The sequence below is a fragment of the Streptomyces sp. ICC4 genome (assembly GCF_003287915.1).
Taxonomy (GTDB): Bacteria; Actinomycetota; Actinomycetes; order Streptomycetales; family Streptomycetaceae; genus Streptomyces; species Streptomyces tritrimontium.
Window position 1 is genome coordinate 3,256,887 of sequence record NZ_CP030286.1, and the last position, 22,607, is coordinate 3,279,493.

Genomic DNA, 22,607 nt, shown 5'->3' on the forward strand with positions numbered 1-22,607 from the left:
CCGTCCGCTCAGCCCGCCCGCGCGGGTGCAGGAGTCCGGGTCAGGAGTCCGGGTGCAGGACGGGCTTGAGGCCGTAGTCGAGTTCGGAGCCGTCCACGAGGATGGCTTCCACCGTTCGGGTGACGGGATCGATGTCGGCCACCATCCCGTCCCCCGAGTAGCGCGGGTATCCGGTGGCGCCGTTCTCGCCGGTCGGCGCGACGACGGCCGAGCGGACGGCGTCGCCGGCGGACCCCTCCACCACGTGCTCGGGCACGAGCAGGATCTCGAAGCTGCGCGGTTCGGTGCTCATCCCCCGACGCTAACCGGCTCCCGGGGATCACGCCGGGCGGCGCCGCCGTCGATGAGGAGCTGGAGCCCGGGCGCGTACAGGTCCGCCAGCCGCTCCGGCGGCGTACGGGTCCCCGCGCCATCGGGGCGGTGCAGGCTCAGCGTCGCCCCCAGGCCCAGCAGCTGGCCCGCGATCAGCTCGGCGCGCAGCTCCCGGTCGGCTCCGGCGAGGGAGCCGGCGAGGCGGTCCGTGACCTGTTCGCGGAACCGCTCGCGCAGCAGGGTGCGCTCGTCGTCCCTGCCGAGGGAGAAGACCACGCGCAGCAGCGGGTCGCCGCGGAGCTCGTCGCGCAGCCGGACCATGGTCAGCACCAGGTGCCGGCCCAGCACGGCCGGCCGGGCCGCGAACAGGGCGTCGGCGGCCGGCTGGAAGTCCGCGACCGTGTTGAACAGCCGCTCCTTGCTGCCGAACCGCTTCACGATCAGCGACGGGCTGACCCCGGCGTCGGCCGCGATGCCGCGCAGGGTGACCTCGGCGTACGGGCGGAGGGTGAACGCCCTGCGGGCGGCGCGCACGATGGCGTCGCGGCCGGTACCGGTGTCGGCACCGGCTTCGGCACCGGTTTCCGTGCCGGCCCCGGTCCCGGCCCCGGTCCCGGCGGTGCTGGTGTGGTCTCCGGTCATGTGCTCTCCCGGGCGGCGGGCTCGGACTTCGTCACCGCGACCGTACCGGCCGGGGCGGATCCGGCGGGCGCGGCGGGCGCGGCGGGCGCGACCGGCGCCGCCGGCCGGGCCGAGGGCAGGAAGAGGGCCGCCACCAGGGCGGCGAGCGCCGTCCCGGCCGCGATCAGGAAGATCAGCAGGTACGCGTCCAGGGTGGGGGCTTCGCGTCCACCCGCCGCCCGGAAGGTGACCTGGGCGAGCACGGCCGCGACGACGGCGCTGCAACAAGCCTGGCCGACGGAGCGCATCAGGGTGTTCAGGCCGTTCGCCGCCCCGGTCTGGGCCGCCGGCACGGCCCGCATGACGAGCGCCGGCAGCGCCGAGTAGGCGAGGGCGGTCCCGCAGGCCACCACCGTGGCTCCGGCCACGATCGGCCCGAGGCTGTGGCTGGTGAAGAACCGGACGACGTAGCCGAGCGTCATGACGGCCGCCCCGAGGGCCAGCGCGGTCCGGGGCCCGTAGGCGGCGGAGATCCGCGCCGAGACCGGGGACAGCGCCACCATGGCCAGGCCGCCGGGCAGCAGGCACAGGCCGCTGACCACGAGGGAGACGCCGAGCCCGTACCCCGTGCTCACGGGCTCCTGGACCATCTGCGCGGTGGCCAGGGAGTTGGCGTAGAAGGCGAAGCCGACGAGCAGGGCCGCGAGGTTGGCGAGCAGGACGGCGGGGCGCGCCGATACCCGCAGGTCGACCATCGGGGAGGCGGTGCGCAGTTCGTGGCGGCCCCAGAGCGCTCCGACGACCGGCACCGCGGCCAGCAGGCCGAGCGTGCGCGGCGAGGTCCAACCCCAGTCGGCGCCCTGGGTGATCGCGAGCAGGAGCGCCACCAGGGTGGCGGCGAGGCCGAGGGTGCCCGGTACGTCGAACCGGCCGGCGGTGCGCGACGGCGATTCGGGGACGGCCCACAGGACGAGGAGGAGGTCGAGCGCCCCGAGGGCCGCCGCGGCCCAGAACATGGCGTGCCAGTCGAAGTGTTCGACGACCAGCGCGGCCGCGGGGAGTCCGATCGCGGCGCCGATCCCGAGGGTGGAGCTCATGAGGGCGATGGCCGGCAGGACGCGCTCGGGCGGGAGTTCGTCGCGGATGATGCTGATGCCCAGCGGGATGACGGCGAGGGCGGACCCCTGGAGGGCGCGGCCGGCGATCAGGACGGCGATGTCGGAGGTGACCGCGCACAGCGCGGACCCGGCGGTGAGGACGGCGAGCGAGGCGAGGAGCACGCGGCGCTTGCCGTACATGTCGCCGACGCGGCCCAGCACGGGGGTGAAGACCGCGCCGGTGAGCAGGGTGGCGGTGACGAGCCAGCCGGCGGCGGCCGGACTGCTGCCGGTCAGCTCCGGGACGTGCGGCAGCAGGGGGATGACCAAGGTCTGCATGACGGCGACGACCGCGCCGCAGAAGGCGAGGACGGCGACGACCGGGCGGACGCGGGTCTCGGCGGGCATGTCGCTCCCAAACGCTGGCCCGAAGGGGGTGCACACATGTTCACCCCCAGGGTAAACGCGCGTGCACCCCCCTGTCCGCCCGTCGGCGAGGGCTCTTTTCAGCCTTTTCGCCCGGCCGGGCGGTCCTAGGAGCGGCGGGCTCCGTCGTCCTGTCCGGGTTCGTCGCGCGGCGCCGAGGGGTGGCGCAGCAGGCCGCGGGCCCAGCGCTCGTTGAGGCCGGCGAGGAAGCCGATGGCACCCCAGAAGAACCACGCCTTGACCAGGGCCTCGTGTCCGGCGGCGGTGAGCGGGCCGGGTCCGCACAGTTCGGCCGGGGTCAGCGGCGGGCTGAGCACGGTGAGGATGCCGCCGCTGACGAGCAGGAAGAGGGAGGTGGCCAGGAACCACCCCACCACCACCCGGTACCAGCCCTCTTGGCGCAGCGCCTGGGACAACTGGACGGGATCGGCGGCCAGGGCGTCGTGCCCGGCCCGGGAGCGGATCAGCTGCCGGGGATCGCGCAGCCGGATGACCACGCTGAAGACCGCGCCCATCGCACCGCCCGCGAAGCACACCAGGGCGTGCACGAGGGCGAGGCGCTCCTGGCAGCCGAAGTCGATGCCGAACAGTCCGGGCAGCCACGCCCCCAGGGCGAAGACCACGACCAGCACCACCGGGCTGACCACGATCCCGCAGGCCAGCCCGGTGTTCAGGCCGCGCGCCCCGGCGGTCGCCGTGTCGGCCTCCAGCCGTGACCCGGCGATCGCGACCGCCGTGTCCAGCCGGGCCACGTCGGCGCCCCGGGCGACGGCGCGCAGGGCGCGGAGCAGGTCCTCCCCGACGGCGGCGCGCGTACGGCGTTCGAAGGCCCGCTGCGAAGCCGCGTAGAGCCGGTCGAGGCGCAGCATCAGCTCCGGTTCGGCGCACCACAGTTCGCGCAGCCGCTCGGGATCGATGCCCGGCACGTCTTCCAGCGCCCGTATCTCCCCGTCGGCCGCGCCCCGGAACCACTCGATTACCCCGCGCCGCATCCCAGCCCCCTCTTTCGCAGAGCAGTTCTACCCTGCTTCGGCCCGGGGCGGTACCCGCCCGCCGGGCGGGCGGGCGCGGAAGAGCGCGTGCAGCAGGACGGCGGTGAGCGTGCCCGCCACCACCCCGCTGCCGAGGACCGTCCTGGCCCAGACGGGGAACCCCTGGTAGAGGTCGGGGGCCACCACCGGCAGCAGTCCGGCGGTGAGGGCCAGCGCGACCACCGTGGAGCCGCTTCCGGTGCCGGGGGACGTGCGCCCCAGCATGTCGACGCCCATCACGGCGATGATCCCGTAGATCACCAGCGCGGAGCCGCCGACGACGGGGGCGGGAATCGCGGCGAGGAGCCGGGAGACGGGGGCCAGCAGTCCCACGGCGACGAGGAGCACGCCCGCCCCGGCGGTCACGTAGCGGCTGCGGACCCCGGTGAGGCGGCCGATGCCGATGTTCTCCGCGCTCGTCACCATCAGCGAGGTGCCAAAGAGCGCGCCGAACAGCGAAACCAGCGCGTCCGCTCCGGCCACCCGGGGCACGTCGCGTCCCGGGGCGCTTTCGCGGCCCACCGTCTCACTGTTCAGCACGGTCTGTCCGGTGATCTCCGCGAGCGTGGTGAGGCTGAAGACGAGCAGGGGCAGCGCGGCGAGCAGGTCGAACTGCGGTGTCCCGTACGGGAGGAGGTGCGGCAGTGTCAGGCCCTGGCCGGCCCCGCCCACGGGCGCGAGGCCGCCGAGGCCGGTCGTGAGCGCGATCAGGGTGCCCGCGCCCATGCCGAGCAGTACCGCCGTCTGACGCCAGATCCCGCGCAGCAGCAGGAGGAACAGCACCGTGCACCCGATGGTCGCGCCGGCCAGGACCACCGCCGAGGGCGCGGCGTAGCCGGGGCTCCCGGGCCGGCCGGTGACCAGCTGGGCGGCGACCCGGATCATGGCGATGCCGATGAGCAGCACCGTGGTGCCCATGACCACCGGCGGGAAGAGCCGGACGATCTTGGCGTAGAAGGGCAGTACGGCCAGGAGCAGCGCCGCCGCGAGGAGCACCGACCCGGTGGCGGTCGCGGGGCCGTGGTCCTTGGCCATCTGGATGAAGAGCGCGGTCGCCGCCCCGCCGGGCAGCATGACGAAGGGGAGCCGGGCCCCGAACCGCCACAGCCCCAGGGACTGGAGCAGGGTGCCGACGCCGCACAGCACGAGGGTGGCGCTGAGCAGGGAGGCGGTGGAGGCGGCCGTGAGGCCGAGGGCCTGTCCGGTCAGGAAGGTGGTGGAGACGGGCGCCGCGACCATGGCGAGCACGTGCTGCGCGGACAGCGGGACCAGCCGGCGGACCGGGATCCACTCATCGACGGGCGGTACGGGTGGTACGGGCGGTACGGGCGGGCTTGGTGGGCCCGGCAGGACCGGCGGGACGGTCGGAAGGAGCCCGGCCGGCCCGGTCGGTGCGCCCGGTACGCCCGGTGCGCCCGGTACGGGACCGGCCGTGTCGGCGGCGGTCACCGGGTGGCCCCGGCGCCCAGCCAGGGCACCTCCTCGGCGGTGTAGCGGTACGCGCGGAAGACGGCGTTGGGCTCGGCCGGGAACAGGCCGCGCACCTCGGACTCGCGGTAGCCGCCGAAGTACGGGACGACGTACTCCCAGCACAGGTAGCCCTCGGGCGTCACCTCGAAGAGCCGGCCCGAAGGCGAGTCCGTGACGAGGGTGTTGCCGCCCGCGAGGCGCTGGGCGCTGCCCATGAAGGGGGCGAAGAACGCCTCCTTGGCCGGGTCGTGGTACTCCCACACGACCTCGCCGGAGGACCGCTCGATCTCGATGACGCGGGAGTAGGGGACGTCCGAGCCCGGCCGGAAGACCCCGTTGTCGAACACCAGCACCCGGCCGTCGGCCGGTTCGGTGGGCGCGTGCTGCTGGGAGACGACCCCCGGCTCGGAGCGCCACAGGATCTCGCCGGTCTCCCGGCTGATGACGACGACGGCCGAGACGCTGCGCAGGCTGGCGAGGACGTTCCCGTCGGCGAGCGGGACCACGCTGTTGATCAGGGGCCAGTGCTCGCGGGAGTAGTCGGGGTGCAGGGCGTACTCGTCCCGGTCGAGGTGCTCGGCGGCGCGCCACGACCAGCGCACGGTGCCGTCCGCGTCGACTTCCCTGATCGTGTCGGCCCATACGGTGCCGTCCGCCTCGGAGCCGGGCACCCCGCCGCGCACGGTCCGGGCGTCCGCGCCCCGCAGCGGTTCGAGGGCGGTGTAGAGGACGCGGCCGCCGCCGAGGTGGTGCGCGTCGTGGTGCTGGAGCGGATCGCGGTGCTCGCGCAGGACGGTGCCGTCGGGGGCGGCCTCGAGCATGACGCCGCCCCGGTACTTGTGCCACATGGGGAAGAGGGCTTCCTCGCCGGGCAGTACGCCGCTGTAGGCGAGGTTGCCGTTCGCGAGGACGCGGGCGTGCCGGCCGGGGCGGTACGGCAGGTTCCACTGGTGGACGACCTGGCCGTGGATGTCGATCAGGTACACCTCGCCGGTGCCGGTGAGCGGGGCGAAGAGGGTGTACCCGCCCTCCGAGGCGGCGGGATCGAGGGCGATGAGGCCGGTTCCGCGCCGACGGCGGGCGTTCTGGTCGACCGGGGTCGGGGCTACCGGGGTCTGAGCGGCTTGGGACATGAGGTGGAGCTTCTCCCGTCAAACTTTCTTTGATCTGAGCAACTGAGTTAGAAACTAGCGCCGTGGTGTTGCGGCACTGTGAAGGGAGTGCGAAGCCCGCAGCCGGGTGGGAGAAGATGATCGGCACCGGACCAGACCGGACCAGACCGGACCGCACCAGACCGGGCAGCGAGGAGCGAGGAGCGACGTGGCAGACGAACCGCCCGAGCGGCAGATCGGAGCGGGCATCCGCAGGCGGCGCCGGGCCCTCGACCTCACCCTCGCCGAAGTGGCCGCCCGCAGCGGGCTGTCGTCGCCCTTCCTCAGCCAGATCGAGAACGACCGGGCCCGCCCCAGCATGCGTTCGCTCCAGCGCGTCGCGGACGCCTTGGAGACGACGGCCGTGCAGCTGCTGGCCGCCGCGGACACCCCGCGCCGGGTGGACATCGTGCGGGCCGACGCCGACCCCGGCCTCGATCCGGCGGCCCGGGTCCGCCCGCTCGTCCGCGGCCACCACCAGATGCACGCACTCGAGTTCACGGGCGAACACGACGCCGAGCGCGCGTTCCGCCACCGCAACGACGAGCTGATGTACATCGCCGACGGCGCGGCCGAGGTCGAGGCCGAAGGGCGCACCCACCACCTGGCCCGGGGCGACACCCTCTATCTGACGGGCGGGGTCGAGCACCGCTGGTGGGCCCGGCTGCCGGGCACCCGGGTGCTGCTGGTCGCCGTCGCCGACCACGTCGAGGTGGTCGTCGACCCGCACGCGTGACGCGCCGGAGCGGAGTCCGCCCGGCCGCCGCCGGAGAACGGCCCGACCGGACCTACTTCCGCCTCCACCACCTCGGCCGGCCGGCGGGCCGGGCCGGTGCGCCGGCTCCCGCGAGCGGCGTAGCGGCTCCGGGCGTGCGCAGGGACTGGCGGACGGACCAGGCCACCGAGACCAGGGGCACCGCCACCACGGCGCCGACGATCCCGGCGGAGATCGCGCCCGCCACCACCGACAGGGCCACCGCCATGGGGTGGAGCCGGACGGCCCAGCTCATCACCAGGGGATGCAGCAGGTGCCCCTCGATCTGGCCGATCACCACGATGAGCGCGACCACCAGGGCCGCCACCAGGGGCCCCTTGGCGGCGAGGGCGACGACCGCGGCCACGCCCAGGGCCACCGGGGAGCCGATGAGCGGCACGAACGCGGCGACGAACTCCAGCAGCGCGAGCGGGACGGCCAGCGGTACACCGAGGAGGAACAGCGCGACGCACACGAGCACGGCGTTGGTCGCGGCCACGAGCACGATGCCGTGGGTGTAGCCGGTGAAGGTCCGCCAGGCCGCGACCCCGGCCACGGACACCCGCTCCCGCGCGCCCCGCGGGAGCTGCCCGCAGAACCAGCTCCACTGCCGGTCGCCCGAGTAGATGAAGAAGACGGAGCAGAACAGCCCGAGGGCCGCGACGGTGAGCACCGCCACGGCCCGGCCCGCCCCGCTGAGCGCGGTGTTCAGCAGGGTCGAGCGGTGACTGGAGAGGTAGCTGCCGATCCGTGACTGGAGGTCCTTGAGCAGGTGGGAGTCCAGCCGGAACGGCGGGCCGCTGAGCCAGGCCTGGATCCGGTCCAGTCCGACCCTGAACTCCCGTACCAGCGCGGGCCACTCCCCCGCCACGGCCTCGCCGACGAGCGCGAGGGCGCCGAGCACCAGGACCGCGCTCAGGACCAGCGCGCAGGCCACGGCCACGCCCCGGGGCAGCACCCGGGCCAGCAGGTCGGCCGGCGGCCGCAGCATCGCGGCCGCCACCAGCCCGAGGAAGAGGGCCACGGCGATCTCGTGGAACCGTCCGAGGACCACGAACACCGCGTACACCGCGGCGCCGACGACCAGGAGCCGCCAGGCGTGGGCCGCCGCCGTCCACAGGAGCGGGGACACCTTCACACCGTCGCCGTCGGCCCCGCCCGTCCCGCAGGCCCCGCCCGTCCCGCCGGTACGGACCGGTCCGCGCCGGCCGACCGCACCCCGCGGGGCCGTGGGGCGGCGCAGCGGCCGCGTCACGCGTCGCCTGGTCATGTACGGCCGCACCTCCGGTCTTTCGGTCCCCTCGGGCTATCACCCCGGCGGCGCCCGCCCCGCGCGGCGCGCAGCGCGTTCGCCCGAAGGTCTCACCCGCGCTGGGCCGAAGGAGCCGCCCGGGGCGTTGCCCCTCCCGAGGCGATCCCGCTGGTCACGGGCGGTTTCCCGGCCGGGCGGCCGACGGGCGACGGGAAACCCGTCGACCCCCGGGTCCGCCGGGGACAGGCTGAAGGAGTCAGCACGGAGCAAGACCCACAAGGGGACATCATGCGCAAGATGATCCGCGGCGCCGCCGCGTTCGCCACCGCCACGGCCGCCGTCCTCGCACTGAGCGGCACGGCCGGCGCGCAGCCGGCCGACACGTGGGCGGGGTGCCCGTACGGGGCGGTCTGCATCTACCCGCAGAACCAGAACCCCGCCGTCAAGCCCAGCCAGATCTTCTACAGCTACGGGGCGCACAACCTGAACAACCAGCACGGCAACCACTGGGTCCTCAACAACCAGTACGGCGGCGCCACCGCACGGCTGTGCACCGGCTACAACGGAGCCAACTGCGGCAACCCGATCGCAGAGGGCACCGGGGTCTACGCCGACCTCGGGCCGATCAACTCGATCACCCTCAACCGGTAGGAACCGAAGGGCTGTTCGCAAGGGTGTTCCGGAGCCGACCGCTCGGCGGCTCCGGAACGCCCTTGTTTCACGCCACGCCGCACGAATGGCCGGTCGGCCCCGTGACACCCGCGCTAGCCTGGGCAACTGCCTCTCACAACCTGGGCGCACATGGCCATGGGGGTCGTCTTGGGGGATCCGGACCGCGGGAACACCGCCGGCCGCCGGCACACACCGAACGGTTCGGCGGACGCCGTCGTGCCCGTGCCGCCCTTTCCCGCCCAGCTGAGACGCCTGCGCCTGCAGCGCGGGCTGTCGCTCGCCGACCTCGCCCGCGAGACCCACTACAGCAAGGGCTACCTGAGCAAGATCGAGACGGGCGCGAAGCCGGTCACGGCCGATGTCGCGCGCTGCTGTGACCGGGTCCTGCGCGCGGAGGGCGAACTCCTGCGGCTGGTACCGGAGAGCGAGGGGCCGGGTCAGGCGGCCGCGGCACCCGCCGGGTCCGGCCTCCCCTCCGGCCTGGCCGGACCCCGCGACGGATCCCGGGCCGGATCGCGTGACGGATCCCGTGACGGATCCGAGGGCCGGGCACGGTCCGGGCCGCCGGACGGGGCCGGCGGACCGGCCGGTCCGCAGTCGCCGGGCGAGTGCCCCTACCGGGGCCTGCCCGCGTTCACCCCCGAGGACGCGGGGTGGTTCTTCGGCCGGGAGCGCGCCACGTCCGCCCTCGTCGAGCGGCTCTTCGAACGCCTGGGCCACGGCCCGCTGCTGCTCGTCGCCAGGTCGGGCGCCGGCAAGTCCTCGCTGCTCAGCGCCGGTCTGGTACCGGCCCTTCGGCGCGGGGACTTCCCCGTGGCGGGCGCCGACGGCTGGCCGGTCATCCGGTTCACGCCCACCGCGCACCCGCTGCAGGAACTGCTCGACGCCGCCGCCAAGGTGCTGGGGGACGATCTCGGCATCAGTCCGCGGGAGTTGCGCGCCCGTCCGGAGCGGCTGCTCGAAGCCGTGCACCGGCGGTCGGAGGGCGGCCCGCCGCTCCCGGGGGCCGGTCCGGGCGGTCGGCGGCCGCCGACCGTGCGGCCGGTGCTGCTGGTCGACCAGTTCGAGGAGCTGTTCACCCTCTGCTCCGATGAGGAGGAGCGCCGCGCCTTCGTCCGGGTGCTCCGCGCCGTGGCCGTGTCCCGGCCCGCGCGGACCGGGTACGAACCGGCCGCCGTCGTGCTCGGGGTGCGGGCCGACTTCTCCGGGGACTGCCTGGACCTGCCCGGGCTGGCCACCGTCTTCACCGACGGGCTGTTCGTCCTGCCCCCGATGTCCGTGGCCGAACTGCGGGAATCGATCACGCGTCCGGCGGAGCTCGCCGGGCTCGCACTGGAACCCGGGCTGGTCCCGCTCCTCCTGCGGGACGCGGGTGTGCGCGAGGCGGCGGAGCGGGCCGCACCGCCCGGCGCCCCGCGCCCCGGACCGGACGCCTGGCCGGGCGAGACGCCCTCCGCCGCGCTGCCCCTGATGTCCCACGCGCTGATGGCCACCTGGCAGCGGCGCGAGGGCTCCACGCTCACCGTCGCGGGCTACGAGTACGCCGGGGGGATCCAGGGCGCCGTGGCGCGGAGCGCCGAGCGGGTCTTCGCCGGCCTCTACCCGGCCGAACAGCGCACGATCCGGCGGCTGCTGGTGCGGCTGGTCCACATCGCCGACGGCGCGGTGCCCACCCGGCGCCGGGTCAGCCGGGCCGCCCTGCTGGAGGGGCGGCCCGACGCCGAGCGGACCTCTGCCGCCCTCGACGCCTTCGTACGGGCCCGGCTGGTCACCACCGACAGCGCGACCGTGGAGATCACCCACGAGGCCCTGCTGCACGCCTGGCCGCGGCTGCGCGGCTGGATCCACGCCGACCGGGCCGGACTGCTCGTCCACCAGCAGCTGGCCCAGGCCGCAGACGAATGGGTGCGCGAGGGCCGCGACCCCTCCGTCCTCTACCGCGGCGCCCGCCTGGCGACCGCCCGGGCCTGGGCGGACGAGGTCGACGGCGGCAGGCTCGGCCCCCTGGAAGCGGAGTTCCTGCGGGCGAGCCGGGCCGCGCAGGAGAGCCGCCTGTGCCAGGCGAGGCTGCAAGTCCGGCTGCGCCAGCGGATGCTGGCCACGCTCGTCGTCCTGCTCGTCCTGGCGCTGGGCGCCGGCGCGGTGGCGTACCAGCAGCGCTCCGGGGCGCTCGGCCAGGAGCGGACCGCCCGCTCGCAGGCCCTGGCCGCGCGCTCGCTGTCGCTGGCCGCCGGCCAGCCCGAGGCCTCGATGCTGCTCGCCGAGGAGGCGTACCGCGCCGAGGCGACCCCCGAGGCGCGCGGAGCCCTGCTCAGCACCCAGTCCCAGCCGTTCCTGGCCCGGTTGGGCGGGCACGACGGGCCGGTCAACTCGGTGGCCTTCGCCCCGGGCGGCGCGCTCATGGCGACGGCCGGATCCGACGGGCGGGTCCTGCTGCGCCGGGTCGCCGACCGCCGCACGGTCGCGTCCTTCACCGTGCCCGGCCGGGTGCGCACGGTGGCCTTCAGCCCCGACGGGCGGACCCTGGCGGCCGGTTCCACGACCGGTCCGGTCCGGCTCTGGCCCGTCGCCGGGCCGGGCGCCGCCCCCGGTGCGGCGGTGGTGCTGCCCGCGCCCACGGCGGGGGCCAGGGCGCTGGCCTTCGCCCCCGACGGGCGCACGCTGGCCGTCGGCCGCGCCGACGGGAGCGTCCAACTGCTGGACCCGGTCGGCGGACACCGCGAGATCGCGGCCCTGACCGGGCACACCGGGCGGGTCAACTCCCTCGCGTACGCGCCGGACGGCCGTTCGCTCGTGTCGGCCGGCGCCGACGGCACCGTACGGATGTGGGACACGGCGCGGGCCCGCCCGCTCACCGTGCTGGAGGGCCACACCGGAGAGGTGCTGGGCGCGGCCTTCGCCCCGGACGGGCGGACGGTCGCCACCGGCGGGGTCGACCGCACGGTGCGGGTGTGGGACGTCGCCGCGCACACCGTGCTCGCCACCCTCACCGGGCACAGCGACGACGTCAACGCCGTCGCCTACACGCCGGACGGCACGACGGTCATCAGCGCGGGCGGCGACGGCACCACCCGGTTGTGGGACGTGCGGGGCGGGCGGCTCACCGCGACCCTCGCCGGGCACACGGACTACGTGCTCGCCGTCGCGGTGGACCCCGCCGGGTCGGTGCTGGCCACCGCCGCCTTCGACCAGTCCGTCGTGCTGTGGGACCTGCGGGGGCCGGTGCTGACGGCCCGTCCGTTCACCGAGGTCTGGCACGCCGCCTACAGCCCGGACGGCAAGACGCTGGCCACGGCCGACGCCGATCACACCGTGCTGGTGTGGGACGTGGCCGCGCGACGGGTCCGGGCCACCCTCACCGGACACGCCGAGACCGTGTTCTCGGTGGCCTTCGCCCCGGACGGGCGCACCCTCGCCTCAGCGGGCGCCGACGGCACCGTACGCCTCTGGGACACCGCCACCCGCACCCCGCTCACCACCCTCACCGGACACGCCGGGACCGTGTTCTCGGTGGCCTTCGCCCCGGACGGGCGCACCCTCGCCTCGGCCGGCGCCGACGGCACCGTACGCCTCTGGGACACCGCCACCCGCACCCCGCTCACCACCCTCACCGGACACACGGACTTCGCCAACGACGTGGACTTCAGCCCGGACGGGCGGACCCTGGCCAGCGCCGGGGACGATCTGACCGTGCGGCTGTGGGACGTGGCCGGGCGCCGTCCGCTCGGCGTGCTCACCGGACACGCGGGCGCGGTACGGGCCGTCGCGTTCGGCCCGGACGGGCACACGCTGGCGAGCAGTGGCAACGACGGGACGGTCCGGCTCTGGGACACGGGCCGGCGCCGGGTCACCGCCGTGCTCACCGGCCACACCGGCTCCGCGCGGGGCATCGCCTTCTCCCCCGACGGGCGGACCCTGGCCAGTAGCGGCAACGACCGTACGGTGCGGCTGTGGGACGTGCCCGGACACCGGCTCCGGGCCGCCCTCTCCGGCCATACGAACGCGGTCTGGGGCGTCGCCTTCTCCCCGGACGGGCGGACGGTCGCGAGCAGCAGCAACGACGGCACCGTACGGCTGTGGAATCCGGACCCGGGGGCGCGGCTCGCGGACATCTGCCGTGTGCGGGGCGGCATAGGACCACGGGAGCGGCAGGCCCTGGCACCGGGTCTGCCGGTGCGCGCGGCCCGCGACTGCGCGGCTTAGGCCGCTGGTCGGAGAGGGTTTCCCGGGGGTTTCCCGTTGCCCGTCCGGGTGGTGCTTCGCCCGGCTCTCGACGCGGCGCGGCGGCGGCCGCCAGGCTGTTCTCCGGACGGGGCGCCGGCACGTGCCAAGTCCCGCGCGGACGGCGGCGCTTCGCCGTGCCATGAGAAATCGAGGTCTCCCCATGCTCCACCGAACCGGCCACAGCCGGACCCTGCTCGTCGGAACGCTCCTCGCGCTCCTCGCCGTTCTCCTGTGCACCCCCGCCACCCCGGCGACCGCCGAAGGGGCGTGCCGGGTCCTGGCGCCGGGCGCCTCGGCCGCTGCCGAGCGGGCCGTCGGCGCCGCCTGCGAGCAGGTGGGAAAGGGGGTCTGGTACACGTGGGGCGGCGGGCACGGCCCGCAGCCCGGTGCCACGTACGGGCAGGTGGACCCCACCGATCCGGCCAGCGAACACGATCCCGAACGGCTGGGCTTCGACTGCTCGGGACTCGTCCGCCATGCCTACGCCCAGGCCACCGGCTCGGACCCGCTCGACGGGGTGGCCAGCGCGCAGTACTACACGCACCGCGCGGCCGGGCGCTTCACCGCCGCCCAGGGCCTGGCGCCGCTGCTCCCCGGCGACCTGCTGGTGTGGGGGACCTCCCGGCACCTGCACCACATCGCCCTGTACCTGGGTGCGGGCAAGATGGTGGAGGCCAAGCAGTCGGGCACCAAGCTGATGGTCAGTGACGTACGGCTGACGGCCGGCTACCACGGCGCGGTGCGCGTGGACACGGGGCCGGTGAGCGGGCACGTCTTCCGCACCTGGGGCAGCGGCGTCTGGACCAAGTCCGAGCCCGCCTCGGCGGCCGCGCGGGTCTACGCCCTGCCCGGGCCGACGACGGTCCGCGTCGAGTGCCAGAAGCACGCCGAACAGGTGACCTCGGACGGCCACACCAATGACGCCTGGTCCTATCTTCCCGACTACAAGGCCTGGATGACGAACATTTACGTCCAGGGACCGGCTTGGCTGGAAAGTGTCCCCACCTGCCCATGATCATCCGTAAGGTCTGAGGAAACCCCGCAAGCCCGATCCGAGGAGCAACGTGCGTCCGTCCCCCTCCCCTTCCCTCCAGCGTCGCCTGGCCGTCAGCGCCGCCCTGCTCGCCGTCGTGGCCGGCGGCCTGCTGCCGGCCACCGCCGCGCAGGCGGCGCCCGTCACGCAGTCCGGGCCGCTGTCCGGGCCGCTGTCCGCCGGCCAGGTGGCGCCCGTCACGCCCGATCTGGACGCGCTGACGCAGGCGTTGCGCAACACCACGGCGGCCGGGGCGCCGGGCGCGATGGCCCGCTTCACCGGCCCGGGCGGCGTCCAGAGCAGGGTGGAAGGCGTCCGCGACCGCGCCACGGGCGCGGCGATGGACCCGCAGGCCCGCTTCCGGATCGGCAGCGTCACCAAGACCTTCTCCACCGTCGTCCTGCTCCAGCTCGTCGACGAGGGGAAGATCAAGCTCGACCAGCCGGTCAACAGCTACCTGCCGGGCCTGCTGCCCGACGACCGCATCACCGTGCGCCACCTGCTCACCCACCGCAGCGGCCTGGCGGACTACACGAACGTCATGTTCGAGCACACCGTGCCCGGCTTCGAGTCCGTCCGGAACAAGGTGTTCACCTACCGGGAGCTCGTCGGCCTCTCCCTCGCCGAGCCGAGGACCACCGAGCCCGGCGTCGCGTACAAGTACTCGAACACCAACTTCGTCGTGGTGGGGATGCTGATCGAGAAGGCCACGGGGAAGCCGGTGGCCAAGGAGTACGAACGGCGCATCATCAAGCCCCTCAAGCTGAAGAACACCTCGTACGTCCACCCGTCCACGGCCATCAAGGGCCTGCACGCCAACGGCTACCTCCACCCGGACGAGGCCGGCGCCCCGCTGGTCGACTCGACCGAACAGACCGTGTCCTGGGCCCAGTCCGCGGGTGCGATGATCTCGAACGCGGCCGACCTCAGCACCTTCATGTCCTCCCTGCTCCGCGGGAAGCTGCTGCGCCCCGACACCCTGGACGCCATGCTCACCATGACCCCGACCGACGCCACGAACACCCGGTTCTACGGGCTGGGCCTGCGCCGGTACGACCTCTCCTGCGGAACGCAGGTGTACGGCCACACCGGCACCGTGCAGGGCTTCTACACCTACGCCTTCACCACCCGCGACGGCAGCCGCGCCCTCTCCTCGATGGCGAACACCTCCAACCGGGGCCAGGCCAACACCGCCCTCGGCGGAACCCTGGAAGCGGCCTTCTGCGGCAAGGCGCCCGCCGCCGGCCCGGCCGCCGGCGCGGCCTCGGCACGCGGCTTCGCGTTCGCCCCGGCCGCGGCGGAGGCGGACCTCCCGGAGCGCGGCTGACGGCTGTTCCCGGACACGGGCGTCTCCCGCCCCTTGGCGTGGGGGCGGGAGACGGGAAAGCTGAACTCCGCATTCCCACACGGGTGTTGTCCCGTGTGACCGATGAGGAGGACACGATGGCCGACGCACCGCCCGTGAAGCGTTCCCGAAGGGGGCCGGGCCGGCGGGCCCGCAGGATGCTCGCCGTCACGGCGGGGGCCGCGGCGCTGGTCCTCGCCGTCCCGGCGACCGCGTACGCGGCGCCGCCCCCGGCCCTGCCCGCCAACGCGGACGGGCTGGAACAGACCTTCCAGCCCGCCTACGACTACGACCGCGACGGCTGCTACTCCAGCCCCGCCATCGGGCCGGACGGGACCATCAACGGGGGCCTGAAGATGGGCGGCGACGTCAACGGCAGCTGCCGCGACCTCTCCGACCTGAACAACACCAACGGCTACTCCCGAGCGAAGTGCAACAACGGCTGGTGCGCCGTCATGTACGCGCTCTACTTCGAGAAGGACCAGGTCTCGCTCGGCCCCGGCAGCGCCGGGCACCGGCACGACTGGGAGCACGTGGTGGTGTGGATCCAGAACAACCAGGTCGCCTACGTCTCCACCTCGGAGCACGGCAACTTCAAGGTGCACGCCGCCTCGCAGATCCGTTTCGACGGGACCCACCCGAAGATCGTCTACCACAAGGACGGAATCAGCACGCACTGCTTCCGTGCCGCGAACTCCAACGACGAGCCGCCGGAGAACCACAAGGGGACCTGGCAGTACCCGACGCTGGTCGGCTGGAACGGCTACCCCGCCGGGCTGCGCGACAAGCTCAGCCAGGCCGATTTCGGCAGTGCCCTCCTCGGGATCAAGGACGGGCAGTTCAACGGCCACCTCGCCAAGGCCAAGCCCGCCGGGATCCCGTTCGATCCGCACGCGTGACGGCGGGCGGCCGGCCGCCGGCCCCGGGGGGCCTGGCCCTTATACACATCTGACGCTTCCGACGGTAGTTTTTTTTTTCTGTCACGCTAAGGAAGGCTAACGATGTTTCTGCCTGCTGCGGGGCCTGGGGGATGGGAGTAGGAGACGGGGTGGGGGGCGGGGGTGGGGGTGGGGGTTGCGGCTGGTGTGTTGGAGGCGGGTGATCAGGACGCGGGCGGGTTGGCGGGCTGTGCCGAGTTCGCGCTGGGCTGCGGCCTCCTTCAGGAGCTGATGGGGTTGGTGGCCTCGGGCCTCCGCGTCGGCGAGGAGGGCGGCGAGTGCGGGCCAGCTGGGGTCGGTGAGGATCCGGTCGGCTTGGTCGGGGACGGCGGCGCGTACGTCGTGGGCGAGGGCGCGGCGGGTTTCCTCCCTCGGCTGACGCTGTTCGAGTACGACGAGCGTGGGGGTTAGGGCTTGCTCGGCGGCTGCCTGCAGGTGGTGGAGGGCTTGGCGGGCGGCGTCGGCCTGGTGGGCGTGGCCCTTGGCCTCGTGCCAGCGGCCGGCGATGATCCCGGCCCATAGGAGGGCTGCGATGAGGGCGGCGAGGGCGCTGCCGTCGGGGCCGGTGGCGGTGTGGACGATGTCGCGGGCCGCGTAGCGGATGGCGTGGGCGGCGCGGTCTTCCGCCCGGATCTGAGAGCGTTGGGCGCGTGCGAACGCCCTTGAAGCAGCCTGGAGTTCGGTGCGGAGAGGGGTCGGGGCGTTCTGGGCGGTGGCTTCGAGGAGTTCACCGAGGGCGGTGATGTGTGCCTGGGCGTGGCGGTCGTCGGTGAGGTCGGTGCGGAAGGTGTCGAGGGCTTCGGTGGCCTGGTGCCAGGCGGTGGTGGGCTGGTCGCGGCGGGCGGTGGGGTGTTCTTCCGGCTGGCCGGCTTCGAGGCGGTCACGGAGTTTGGGGAGGGTGAGGTCGGGGGCGATCTTCCCGCCGGGGTGGAAGACCTGTTCGCCGTCCTTGTTGAGGTCGCCGGGACGCCCGGTGGCGTAGCCGAGGAGGTCTCCGGAGGGGCCGCGCCGGGCCTTGACCGCGATGCCGTCGGCTTCGAGGTAGGCGAGGAGCTCCTCGGCCGTGCGGGCGTGGGGGATGGCGGCGCGGATACGGGCCTGGAGCCATTCGCGGCTCGTCTGCTCCCAGCCGAGGCGCTGGGCCTTGTGCATCTCGGCCTGGGTGGGGGCGCGGGTGCCGGTGCGGTCGCCCTTCTTCAGGCGGCGCAGGCCGTAGTCCTCCTCGATCTGCCGGCAGGCGTCGCCGACGCGAATGCCGCTGTCGTGAAGCTTGGGGCGGCGGCCGTCCTCGCGGACGGTGGTGGTGAGGATGTGGATGTGGTCGTCGGCGTGGCGTACGGCAATCCAGCGGCAGGCCAGGTCGTCGCCTTCGGGGGCGATGCCGGCCGCGGCGACGATGCGCTGGGCGATCTCGCCCCACTCGGCGTCGGAGAGGTGGCGGTCTTCGGGGGCTGCGCGGACGGGGCAGTGCCAGACGTGGTCGGTGATCTTCTTGCCGAACTCGCTGTTGCGGAGCCGGACGGGTTCGTCGAGGTAGCGGGCGAGCTGGGTGAGGGTGGCTTTCTCGTCGCGGCCGGGGTCGGGCATGGCGAGCATGGCGAAGCCGGCCACGATGTGCGGGTCGGTGTGCTCGTCGTGCCGGCCGGGGCCATAGAGGTAGGCGAGCAGTCCGCGGGTGTTGGCGCCGGAGGGCTTGATGGCCGCGATCACGACTGTCGGACCTCCTGCGGGTTGGCGGGCTCCCGCAAGGTTTCGGCGATCACCGTGAGCAGGTCGTGGAGCTCGTCGAGACGCTGGCGTATGTCGGGCGGGGTGAGATCGCTGTTCAGGGCGCGGGCGATCTGGTTGATGTTGACGCCGATGCGGTTGCACTGGCGCAGGACCTGGGCACGGAAGACGTGCGTGCGGCGCCGGTCCTCGGATAGGGGCAGGTTGGCGGTGAACCGGCCGTTGATGAAGGCCAGGACGATGTCGGCGGCGAAGCCGGATTCGCCTTTGTAGCCGTGCTCGGCGGCGGCCTCCTGGAGGCGGGGGCGTTCGTTGTCGGTGAAGCGCAGGGGGCCGACGCGGTCGCCGCGCTTGTTGCCGGTGAAGCGGCGGATCGTGGGCTGGACGCTCTTCACCGTCGGCTCGCCAGCGGTGGGCTCGGCGCTGCGTTCGGCGTGGAGGATCTCGCGCTGGACGGCGTGGAGCGTGTCCTGGTCGGGTCCGCCCTCGGACCCGACTTCACGGTCCGGCGCCCCCTGGCGCTGGGCCGTCTCCGCCACCCCCGGGGCGGAGATCCCCGAAGACCGGCCTTGAGTCGGACTCGGGGTACTACTGGCTCCGCCAGGGGCCGTCATTCCGAACGCGCGCCGCCAATGGTCCATCAGCGTAGATGACTTCGAAGGCGGTGAGGGTGTGTCGTCGTTGTGCTGCGGGGCCGGTGTCATGGGTCGTTCTCCTGCGGGGTGAGGTGAGTGGGGTGGTCGCCTCGCGGTCTCGGGGCAGGCGCGTACCGGGGCGTGGCGTGAGCGGCTGGCTGGTCCCCCGGGCGAGGCGTGCGGGGCCCGGTCCCCGCAGCCCTTCGGGGACCGGGCCGCCGCGGACCACCGGGACCAGGGGAATCGGGGACCGTCCCGAACTGGGACCGGAAGGAAATGGGGGACCGCGGGAGAAGGCTCGGGGACCGGACCGGGGACCGTCCCCGTGGACGCGGTGGGGGACCGGTCCCCTCCGGTCCCGGAATCCGATGACCTCACGGTCCCCGATCGGACATGGGACGGTCCCCAGATGGTGGGGACCATCCCGACGGTCCCCACCATCTGGGGATGTCGGGCGGGCAATTGGGTCCGAGTCACCCATAGGCCATCTGACCTGCGGAAAGCGTTCCGGGACGGTCCCAATGTGGGGACGGTCCCCACCCCGATATGGGGACCGTCCCCATGTCCTTCGCCGTTCGGGGATGGTCCCCGTCGCCGGGCGGTCCGGGACCGTCCCCGATCGTCTGGGGACGGTCCCCTCGGCGGGACCGAGGTGTGGATTTGGGGACGGTCCCGCTCCGGTGGGACCGAAACGTCGCGATAGGACGGTCCCCAAGGGTCACCGGGACCGTGGCGGATGGGGGACCGTAGTCGTCAGGCGGCCGGCGGGGGTGTGCGGCGGCGGTCAGGGCCGGTCAGGATGACGCGGGTGGTCATCTCGGCGAGGCGGGAGGCGACGCGGTCCCCGACCGCGCTGCGCAGCTCCGCGGTGGGGAGGTTGGTGGTGATCAGCGTCGGAAGCATCTCGGTGTAGCGGCGGTTGATCAGCCGGTACGTCAGCTCCTCGGTCCACTCGGACTGCTTGGCCGCGCCGAGGTCGTCCAGGATCAGCAGCGGGCATCGGCCGAGTTCCTGGATCTCCCGCTCGGGGTCGTGGTTGGGGCGCGGGCGGAACTGGGCGTGCAGGTCGGCGGAGGTCACCGCCTGCCAGCGGAGCCGGACGCCTGCGCCGAGGAGCGAGCGGACGGCTCCGTAGGCCTGGTGGGTCTTGCCGCTGCCGGTGGGGCCGGCGATCAGCAGAGAAGGCCCGTACGAGATGCCCCGTGTGCCGCCGGGGCCCACACTGCCCATGCCTGCGACCCTCTCGGCCCAGGCGCGCACGGCGGGGTCCGTGGCGGTGGCCTCCCGGTAGCGGGGAGGGATCCGCCGGTCGGCCAGCTCCAGCGCAGTCACCGGATCCGCTACGGGCTGGGCGGGGGCCGCGTCGGGATCGATGCCCTTTGCGGCGAGGATCGCGTTCAGGCGGGCCGCCAGGAGCCCGGCACGCTGGGGTTCACGGGTCGCTGTCGTCACAGGGCACCTCCGTAGGCGGCTTCGGCGTCGGCGGGGTTGGCGTAAGGCCGGTGGGCCTGGTGGCCATTGGGACGCCGCTGTGGCGGGTTCATCGCCTCGTTGACCAGGCTGGGCAGCACACTCGGGTGCAGGGCCTTCTCCCGAAGCCGGACCAGCCCGGCGCGGATGTGGGCGGGGTCGATGGGCTCGGCGAGGAGCTTGCCGACGGCCTTGCCGAGTTGGCCCAGTACGGCGGCGGGCGGCCGGTTGGTGCACGCGGCGGCGTACTCGGCGACGAGTTGGGCGGGGGAGACAGTGTCGGGTGGTGGGGCGCTCGCGCCCCCCAACGGAGTTGATCCTAGATCCACGTTCCTAGGTCCTAGATCCGGACCATGAGGACTCACGGCAGCCTCCAGGAGTCCTCCCAGCATGCTCCGGGAGGGGTCACTGAACCCGGTCTGACCTGCGGATACGTGACTCGGTGAGGGCTCGCGCCGTTGCGGCGAGGGCTCGGCGAGGGGTGCGTGAGCCCGCACGGCCTCCTCACGGAGCCCTCCGTGTGGCGGCAGTGAAACCGCCGGGGCCTGGCCGCCGTCGTGGTGCGGGCACGCCGGGTGGCGGACACCGCTGGGCCGGTTCACCTTCTGGTGCTTGGAGAAGGTGACGATGTGCAGGTACCGCTTGCCATCGGGGCCCTCGTACCGGCAGACGAGCCCTGCCATGTCGAGCTGGTTGAGGTCGTCCTCGACCTCCAGTGCGCCGTGCTCGGGCCGCAGGGACCACAAGGCGCCGGCGATGACGGCGGCCTGGTCGCGGAAGTGCCCGTGGTCGTCGGCCTGGGTGAGCAGGCCGAAGAAGGTCCGCTCGGCGGCGATGCTGACCGCGGCGAGCGACTCCGAGATGAACGCCTCCGGCTTGATGGTGCGGATGCGCGCCATGCCTATCGCCCCGCCTTCGCGCTGTAGGTGGGCGAGGTCCTGCGGACTGGCAGGGGGGCGCGGACGGCCACTTGGGCCGTGCGGTGGGGCACAGATGTTCCTCTCGATCGTCCAGCAGGGAGCAGCAGTTCGGTGGGGGCTTGGAGGTCCGCAGTGCATTTGCATCGGGCCATCAATTCCCGAACCGGGCCGTGACCAACATAGCCACACCAGATTCGGGCAAGTCCAGCGATTCCGGTTACGAAGCAGCACCAGTTGAAATGGTGCACGGGGAATGTCATAACGGTAGGGCCGGATCCCCGGTTGACCAAAAAGCCGGTGTCGAATACGGAGCGGGAAAGATCGCACCGCGAAGGCCTTGACCTCTGGCTCTAGCGCCGTCTATGTTTCCGCCGCTTCCCACGTCAGGCGCATGGCAGCCCATCCAGCCGACCCGTCTGGGTGCATGGTGTCGGATGTCCGAAATTGCCTGGAAGCTGTCGACTGGCAACTTCCTCTGCAAAGTTTTGGACTCCTATTCAGTCCTGCGCGAAAGGCGACAGCGGGGCTTTATACCCCACGATCCCCGGTCACCCAAACCGGGGATTCAGAGTTACAACAGACGCATGCCCAAACACCCCACGGAATCCGCTCCTGCGCGAGTACGGACTGTCGGCGCCATCGAGCGCACGCGTACCGCTCGCGGCCTCGCCCAGCGCGAGCTCGCTGGCCGTGTCACCGTGCTCGGCCGCCCCATGTCGACCACGACGCTGTCCCGCATCGAATGCGTCCGGCGCCGCTGCGACGTCGACGACCTCGTTGCCGTCGCCGTCGCTCTCTGGGTCTCCGTTCGCCCCGATCCCCGCTGCGGTCTTGTAGCAGCACCCCTCGGGCGGTGCCGCGCGGCTTCCTCCGCCTCGGCGCCCTCCCCGGGGGTTCTCCCACTCGCTTCCCCGCTCCTACGGCGCCCGCGAAGCCAGTTGGCCGCTGGCTCTGCCTGCCGAAGGTCCTCACCTGTTCCGCCTGGTGTCTCGCGGTCCGCCAGCCGCTTGCCCGGCGCCTCCATGCCCCTGCCGAAGGAGAAAGTTTGACGTCCCCCTCCCGCGGTACTGCCATCAGACCCACCGTCGCGAAGCCCTGCACCGACCTGCTCGCCTCACGTCTCACCTTCCACGCCCGGGGCCAGAAGGGACGGGCGCCCCGAGAGCGAGTGCTTGCGCGACTGGAGGGTGATGTAGGACGCGACTCTTCCTCGTGGACTACGCACGACGGACCCGACGCCCCGAGGGCTACGCATCCCACCGGTGGATCCCCGTGGCGGCCGAGCGGGTTTGAAGTGATCGAGGAGACCGACTGCCGTCGCAACACCGTCGTGAAGTACGTCGCTTCGAAAGGCCAAGGGACCGGGGACGCAATGCGTGATCTGAGCAGGGCGCGCCGGTACCTCAACCGTGAGATCAACCGTCTGCGGCTGGAGCGGGAGGACAGCCACCCAGCCGGAGCCTAGCCGTGGTCTGTCGCCGCCACTCGAAAACGAACAGGAGCCCCCGCACTCGCGGGGGCTGCTGTT

The 22,607-nt window shown here is 73.4% G+C and carries 17 protein-coding genes and 1 pseudogene; 7 read left to right on the forward strand and 11 right to left on the reverse strand.

What is annotated here, in order from left to right; translation table 11 throughout:
• Positions 1-40: 40 nt before the first annotated feature.
• From DRB89_RS15195 to DRB89_RS15220, 6 genes are all read right to left on the reverse strand, one after another.
• Positions 41-292 (reverse strand): hypothetical protein, encoded by a 252-nt coding sequence (locus DRB89_RS15195; protein WP_112449833.1) that lies wholly within the window; start codon positions 290-292, stop codon positions 41-43.
• The gene (locus DRB89_RS15200) at positions 289-954 is read right to left on the reverse strand and encodes a TetR/AcrR family transcriptional regulator (RefSeq protein ID WP_112449832.1); all 666 of its coding nucleotides are present in this window, start codon (positions 952-954) and stop codon (positions 289-291) included. Before DRB89_RS15200 ends, DRB89_RS15195 begins: the two co-directional genes overlap by 4 nt.
• The gene (locus tag DRB89_RS15205; RefSeq protein ID WP_112449831.1) at positions 951-2,438 is read right to left on the reverse strand and encodes an MFS transporter; all 1,488 of its coding nucleotides are present in this window, start codon (positions 2,436-2,438) and stop codon (positions 951-953) included. The genes DRB89_RS15200 and DRB89_RS15205 overlap by 4 nt, the downstream gene beginning before the upstream one ends.
• A gap of 125 nt (positions 2,439-2,563) precedes the next feature.
• Positions 2,564-3,448, reverse strand: coding sequence for a hypothetical protein (locus DRB89_RS15210; RefSeq protein WP_112449830.1), 885 nt, complete (start codon positions 3,446-3,448; stop codon positions 2,564-2,566).
• A gap of 27 nt (positions 3,449-3,475) precedes the next feature.
• Entirely contained in the window at positions 3,476-4,936 is a 1,461-nt protein-coding gene (locus DRB89_RS15215; RefSeq protein WP_239516156.1) for a solute carrier family 23 protein, read from the reverse strand.
• Positions 4,933-6,090, reverse strand: coding sequence for an aryl-sulfate sulfotransferase (locus tag DRB89_RS15220; RefSeq protein WP_112449829.1), 1,158 nt, complete (start codon positions 6,088-6,090; stop codon positions 4,933-4,935). The genes DRB89_RS15215 and DRB89_RS15220 overlap by 4 nt, the downstream gene beginning before the upstream one ends.
• A gap of 187 nt (positions 6,091-6,277) precedes the next feature.
• Here DRB89_RS15220 and DRB89_RS15225 point away from each other — a divergent pair, with 187 nt between their 5' ends.
• Entirely contained in the window at positions 6,278-6,844 is a 567-nt protein-coding gene (locus DRB89_RS15225; RefSeq protein ID WP_112449828.1) for an XRE family transcriptional regulator, read from the forward strand.
• A 52-nt stretch (positions 6,845-6,896) separates the two neighbouring features.
• On the opposite strand, the gene DRB89_RS15230 is transcribed toward DRB89_RS15225, so the two are convergent.
• Positions 6,897-8,132, reverse strand: a complete 1,236-nt coding sequence (locus DRB89_RS15230) for an AI-2E family transporter (RefSeq protein WP_112453599.1) — start codon at positions 8,130-8,132, stop codon at positions 6,897-6,899.
• 270 nt (positions 8,133-8,402) lie between these two features.
• On the opposite strand from DRB89_RS15230, the gene DRB89_RS15235 reads away from it, so the two are divergent.
• The 5 genes from DRB89_RS15235 (at position 8,403) to DRB89_RS15255 (ending at position 16,287) form a co-directional block, all read left to right on the forward strand.
• Positions 8,403-8,765, forward strand: a complete 363-nt coding sequence (locus tag DRB89_RS15235) for a hypothetical protein (RefSeq protein ID WP_112449827.1) — start codon at positions 8,403-8,405, stop codon at positions 8,763-8,765.
• A 150-nt stretch (positions 8,766-8,915) separates the two neighbouring features.
• Complete coding sequence (locus tag DRB89_RS15240; protein WP_112463300.1) at positions 8,916-12,989, forward strand: WD40 repeat domain-containing protein; 4,074 nt, start codon at positions 8,916-8,918, stop codon at positions 12,987-12,989.
• Between the two features lie 181 nt (positions 12,990-13,170).
• Entirely contained in the window at positions 13,171-14,025 is an 855-nt protein-coding gene (locus DRB89_RS15245; protein WP_112449825.1) for an NlpC/P60 family protein, read from the forward strand.
• A gap of 49 nt (positions 14,026-14,074) precedes the next feature.
• Entirely contained in the window at positions 14,075-15,370 is a 1,296-nt protein-coding gene (locus DRB89_RS15250; protein WP_239516157.1) for a serine hydrolase domain-containing protein, read from the forward strand.
• A 176-nt stretch (positions 15,371-15,546) separates the two neighbouring features.
• Complete coding sequence (locus tag DRB89_RS15255; protein WP_112449824.1) at positions 15,547-16,287, forward strand: NPP1 family protein; 741 nt, start codon at positions 15,547-15,549, stop codon at positions 16,285-16,287.
• Positions 16,288-16,383: 96 nt separating this feature from the next.
• Here DRB89_RS15255 and DRB89_RS15260 read toward each other — a convergent pair whose 3' ends face one another.
• From DRB89_RS15260 to DRB89_RS15275, 4 genes are all read right to left on the reverse strand, one after another.
• Complete coding sequence (locus tag DRB89_RS15260; protein WP_112463301.1) at positions 16,384-18,036, reverse strand: mobilization protein; 1,653 nt, start codon at positions 18,034-18,036, stop codon at positions 16,384-16,386.
• The gene (gene mobC / locus DRB89_RS15265; protein ID WP_112448409.1) at positions 18,033-18,593 is read right to left on the reverse strand and encodes a plasmid mobilization relaxosome protein MobC; all 561 of its coding nucleotides are present in this window, start codon (positions 18,591-18,593) and stop codon (positions 18,033-18,035) included. The genes DRB89_RS15260 and mobC overlap by 4 nt, the downstream gene beginning before the upstream one ends.
• 849 nt (positions 18,594-19,442) lie before the next feature.
• On the reverse strand, positions 19,443-20,141 hold the full coding sequence (locus tag DRB89_RS15270; protein ID WP_112448408.1) for an ATP-binding protein: 699 nt from the start codon (positions 20,139-20,141) through the stop codon (positions 19,443-19,445).
• Positions 20,138-21,058 (reverse strand): hypothetical protein, encoded by a 921-nt coding sequence (locus DRB89_RS15275; RefSeq protein ID WP_112448407.1) that lies wholly within the window; start codon positions 21,056-21,058, stop codon positions 20,138-20,140. Before DRB89_RS15275 ends, DRB89_RS15270 begins: the two co-directional genes overlap by 4 nt.
• 605 nt (positions 21,059-21,663) lie before the next feature.
• Here DRB89_RS15275 and DRB89_RS44520 point away from each other — a divergent pair.
• A pseudogene (locus DRB89_RS44520) lies at positions 21,664-21,885 on the forward strand (helix-turn-helix transcriptional regulator); the annotation flags it as partial.
• Positions 21,886-22,607: the final 722 nt, after the last annotated feature.

Excerpts from the sequence above, each read along its gene's own strand:
- DRB89_RS15245 (WP_112449825.1), top strand. The coding sequence starts at position 13,171 with ATGCTCCACCGAACCGGCCACAGCCGGACCCTGCTCGTCGGAACGCTC.
- DRB89_RS15195 (WP_112449833.1), bottom strand. The coding sequence starts at position 292 with ATGAGCACCGAACCGCGCAGCTTCGAGATCCTGCTCGTGCCCGAGCAC.
- DRB89_RS15210 (WP_112449830.1), bottom strand. The coding sequence starts at position 3,448 with ATGCGGCGCGGGGTAATCGAGTGGTTCCGGGGCGCGGCCGACGGGGAG.
- DRB89_RS15275 (WP_112448407.1), bottom strand. The coding sequence starts at position 21,058 with ATGGCGCGCATCCGCACCATCAAGCCGGAGGCGTTCATCTCGGAGTCG.
- DRB89_RS15220 (WP_112449829.1), bottom strand. The coding sequence starts at position 6,090 with ATGTCCCAAGCCGCTCAGACCCCGGTAGCCCCGACCCCGGTCGACCAG.
- DRB89_RS15205 (WP_112449831.1), bottom strand. The coding sequence starts at position 2,438 with ATGCCCGCCGAGACCCGCGTCCGCCCGGTCGTCGCCGTCCTCGCCTTC.
- DRB89_RS15200 (WP_112449832.1), bottom strand. The coding sequence starts at position 954 with ATGACCGGAGACCACACCAGCACCGCCGGGACCGGGGCCGGGACCGGG.
- DRB89_RS15240 (WP_112463300.1), top strand. The coding sequence starts at position 8,916 with ATGGCCATGGGGGTCGTCTTGGGGGATCCGGACCGCGGGAACACCGCC.
- DRB89_RS15235 (WP_112449827.1), top strand. The coding sequence starts at position 8,403 with ATGCGCAAGATGATCCGCGGCGCCGCCGCGTTCGCCACCGCCACGGCC.
- DRB89_RS15230 (WP_112453599.1), bottom strand. The coding sequence starts at position 8,132 with ATGACCAGGCGACGCGTGACGCGGCCGCTGCGCCGCCCCACGGCCCCG.
- DRB89_RS15255 (WP_112449824.1), top strand. The coding sequence starts at position 15,547 with ATGCTCGCCGTCACGGCGGGGGCCGCGGCGCTGGTCCTCGCCGTCCCG.